The sequence below is a fragment of the Hymenobacter roseosalivarius DSM 11622 genome (assembly GCF_900176135.1).
GTDB classification, from domain to species: domain Bacteria; phylum Bacteroidota; class Bacteroidia; order Cytophagales; family Hymenobacteraceae; genus Hymenobacter; species Hymenobacter roseosalivarius.
The window spans coordinates 1-3,347 of record NZ_FWWW01000013.1 but is presented as its reverse complement, the minus strand read 5'-3'; the positions used below and the strand labels follow the sequence as shown (position 1 = coordinate 3,347).

The 3,347-nt window shown below is 56.1% G+C and carries 4 protein-coding genes; 3 read left to right on the top strand and 1 reads right to left on the bottom strand.

Features of this window, described 5'->3' with window-relative positions; genetic code table 11:
- On the bottom strand, positions 1–1,072 hold a 1,072-nt coding region (locus B9A24_RS00630), incomplete at its 3' end, for a glycosyltransferase family 39 protein (protein WP_143434672.1).
- Between the two features lie 268 nt (positions 1,073–1,340).
- On the opposite strand from B9A24_RS00630, the gene B9A24_RS00625 reads away from it, so the two are divergent.
- The 3 genes from B9A24_RS00625 to B9A24_RS00615 are packed head-to-tail and all read left to right on the top strand — an operon-like array spanning position 1,341 to position 3,270.
- A complete protein-coding gene (locus tag B9A24_RS00625) occupies positions 1,341–2,057 on the top strand; it encodes an IS5 family transposase (protein WP_084443165.1) in 717 nt (238 codons plus the stop codon).
- Between the two features lie 47 nt (positions 2,058–2,104).
- Positions 2,105–2,575 carry a helix-turn-helix domain-containing protein gene (locus B9A24_RS00620; RefSeq protein WP_084443163.1) on the top strand — a complete coding sequence of 157 codons (471 nt, stop codon included), beginning with the start codon at positions 2,105–2,107 and terminating at the stop codon, positions 2,573–2,575.
- The gene (locus B9A24_RS00615) at positions 2,533–3,270 is read left to right on the top strand and encodes an IS630 family transposase (RefSeq protein ID WP_084443161.1); all 738 of its coding nucleotides are present in this window, start codon (positions 2,533–2,535) and stop codon (positions 3,268–3,270) included. Before B9A24_RS00620 ends, B9A24_RS00615 begins: the two co-directional genes overlap by 43 nt.
- The last annotated feature ends 77 nt before the right edge of the window (positions 3,271–3,347 follow it).

Genomic DNA, 3,347 nt, shown 5'->3' with positions numbered 1-3,347 from the left:
CGAAAATAGGATATACTTTAAACGCTGATGCTAAAAAGGTGATGAGAATAGGTAGAAATAATATAAAGAAATTAAATTTATGTGATTTAAATAGTATGCCCATTCCAAAGACAATAAATGTGCCTCCAACCCAGCCTAATTTTAGAATAAACTTAACGCTTGAATTGGTTATACTATCATCAAGATCCAACAACAAGCCAAGTGGGTGGTAGAGTACGCTGTATGGTTTCTTAATAAACCAAAGAACCCGATCAAAAGAGGTCGGTCGCAAGGGCATAAAGGCATCGTACGCTTTGTCGAAGAAGTCAATCAGCCAACCAGACTGGTGATATTTGCTAAGAAATAGCCCGTATAGTAGGCTGAAACTGACCAACCAGAGACCAAAAGGAATCAGATAAGTGAAGAAGCGTTTCCACTTGCGCTCAAAAATCGCCTTGAGGGTAACGACCGAAGCAATACCGGCGAGCACAAAGATGAGTGAGAATGCAAACCACAATAAAAGCCCCCCAGCAACCCCCCATAGTACCAGTTCCCGCAGCCGAGTAGCACGATGATACTTGGTGTAGAGTAGTAATGCCAACACCGTTGCCAGAAGCTCAGCACTGTACTGCTTCGCTTCTACGGAATGATAGATTGTTGCCCACGATAAGGAGAGCAAACCCACCGCAAGAGCAACGCCCCAGGCCTTTAGATAAAAGCGAGCGACGGGAATAAACGCAAATAGTGCACCGATGCCGCAGACCAAAGAAAAGAGCCGAAGCGCTTTTTCGCCTTTGCCAAAAAGCATAACACACAGCTTAACGACCCAGAGATAGCCGATAGGGGCTTTCTGCTCATAAGCAAGGGGCTGGGTGGCCAGTTCCCAGAAGTTGAGTTTGACTAAGCTGATATTGAGATAAAGCTCGTCGATGAATAAAGACCGATTGTAAAAGAAATGGAAGAGGCGAAAGCCAATCCCGATTGCCAATCCCACATAGAGGGCATAGCGTTGATAGTACTCGGCCTTAGTGGGACTGGTGGGCACGGGTGCCTGCACCGTTGGTGCAGGCGTGGCTAAATGAATACGCGACATCAGGCAAGGCTAAACCGGAGAAGGGTATCCATCGGTTGTTGAGGTTGTAATGATCCTGTAAAAGCTGGTGTAACCAAGGAATATCCAAGAACATCAAACCCGTAAGCAGGATACAAAACAGTACTACATAGAGCATAAACCACTTGCGGGTATAAAGCTTCTCGGAGCCTTGAACGGGCGAGTCTTTTAGAGTCTGTTAAAGAATGTAAGTAGCTGAGAGACAAAGAGGAGCCAGCCAGGTTAATGGTTTTCGTCAATCCGACCAAAGATGTACGAAACCGACCTGACCGACTCCCAGTGGCAAGTTATGGAGAAAAGCTTGCCCACCCAACGCCGCCGCAAGTATTCATTGCGTCTCATTCTCAATGCGTTACTCTACCTGACCAAAAGCGGCTGCCAGTGGCGATTGCTGCCCAACAACTTTCCACCCTACCCGATCTGCTTTTATTATTTCCGGCGCTGGCAAGTCAGTGGGCAGTGGGCACGGCTCCATAAAGTACTAGTCGGACACGAGCGCCAGCAGTCCGCTCCCTCGGGCCAGCCCAGCCCGAGCGTGGCCATCCTGGACGCCCAATCCATCAAGTGCAGTGAGCGGGGCGTGCCCGACAAAGGCTTCGACGGTCACAAAAAGGTACAGGGCCGCAAGCGCCAGCTTGTGGTCGATACGGGCGGGCGACTGCTGGCCGTGTCGGTGGGGCCAGCAAACGAAAAAGACCGCATCGGCGGCCAGAAAGCGCTGCAAAAGCTGCATGAGCAGGGCTATGAACGCCTCACGCTGGTGCTCACCGATGCCGGTTATGCGGGCCGCCCGTTGGCTGAGTGGGCGCAGACGCACGGTGGCTGGCGGGTGGAAACAGCGCCCGGGCTGAGCAGCCATGGCGGCTTTAGACCACAGCCCATCCGCTGGGTCGTGGAACGATCCAGCAGTTGGCTGCACTGGGATCGACGCTTGAGTCGGGAGTACGAATGCGAACCTAGTGCTTAGTCAGAGGAATTTTATAAACAAAAGCAAGGGTTGGTCGTTGCTGCGGAATGGGACGACCAATTACGCCATTCCTGTTGTCAGCAACTGACCGTACGCAGATTGAATCCTTAACGCGCAGAGGCCGCCACGCCGGGCGCACGGTGCAACGCGGGCGGATGCTCTTGCGCCTGGCCGACGGGGTCAGCGGTTATACCGTGGCGGCCGAAGTAGGCTGCTGCGTGCAGACGGTGTATCAGGTACGCCGCCGCTTCGTCCAGCAGGGGCTGGCCACCGCGCTCGGCGAAGCGCCGCGCAGCGGCGGCCCCCGGCGCTTTGACGGGGCGGCCCGCGCGGCCCTCACGGCCCTGGCTTGTACGCCGGCCCCGACGGGGCACAGCCGCTGGACGCTGCGCCTGTTGGCCGACAAAGCCGTGGAACTGTGCCTGGTAGAGACGATTTCGCATGAAACGGTGGGGCTGGTGCTCAAAAAAACGAGGTGCAGCCCCAGCGCCAGCAGCACTGGTGCCTGGGCGCCGTGAACGCCGCTTTTCTGGCCCGCATGGAAGACGTGCTGGCCGTCTACGAGCGCCCGTACGACCCGCGCTTTCCCCTCGTCTGCTTCGATGAGCGCCCCTGCGTGCTCCACGGCCAGCCCGTCGCCCCATTGCCCCCCGTGCCAGCCCAGCCGGCCCAAGGGCAGCAGCCCGCCAAACCGGGCCGTCCCCGGCGCGAAAGCAGCACCTACGTGCGCCAGGGTACGGCCTGCCTGCTGGCGGCCTTCGAACCGGGCACAGGGCAGCGCTTGGTGGAGGTCTCGGCCCGGCGCACCGGAGCCGACTACTGCCGCTTTATGCAGAAGCTAGCCGCCCACTACCCGCAAGCCGAGAAAATCGTGCTGGTGCAGGACAACCTGAACACCCACACCGATGCCGTCTTTTACCAGTACCTGCCCGCGGCCGCGGCCCGCGCCCTGGCCGCCCGCTTCGAGGTCCACTACACGCCCAAAAATGCCTCCTGGCTTAACATGGTCGAGCTTGAACTCTCGGCCATCGCCCGCCAGTGCCTGCACCAGCGTATTCCCACCCAAGAGGAATTAACGGCCCAGGTCCAAGCCTGTGTCGCGGAACGTAATACCCGATGCGCCACCGTCCACTGGCAATTCTCGCTCGACAAAGCTCGCACGAAACTAACCCGGCACTATCAAAAGGTTTGTGCTGGTAATTCCCCTGACTAAGCGCTAGCAGTGCCGAGGCAACCTTATTTTTATCCAGTATTCGACACCTCATTCGGAAATTTTAACAGGCTCTTACC

Bases quoted from the DNA above. Each gene is read 5' to 3' on its own strand.
- B9A24_RS00625 (WP_084443165.1), top strand. From the start codon at position 1,341: ATGTACGAAACCGACCTGACCGACTCCCAGTGGCAAGTTATGGAGAAA.
- B9A24_RS00620 (WP_084443163.1), top strand. From the start codon at position 2,105: ATGGGACGACCAATTACGCCATTCCTGTTGTCAGCAACTGACCGTACG.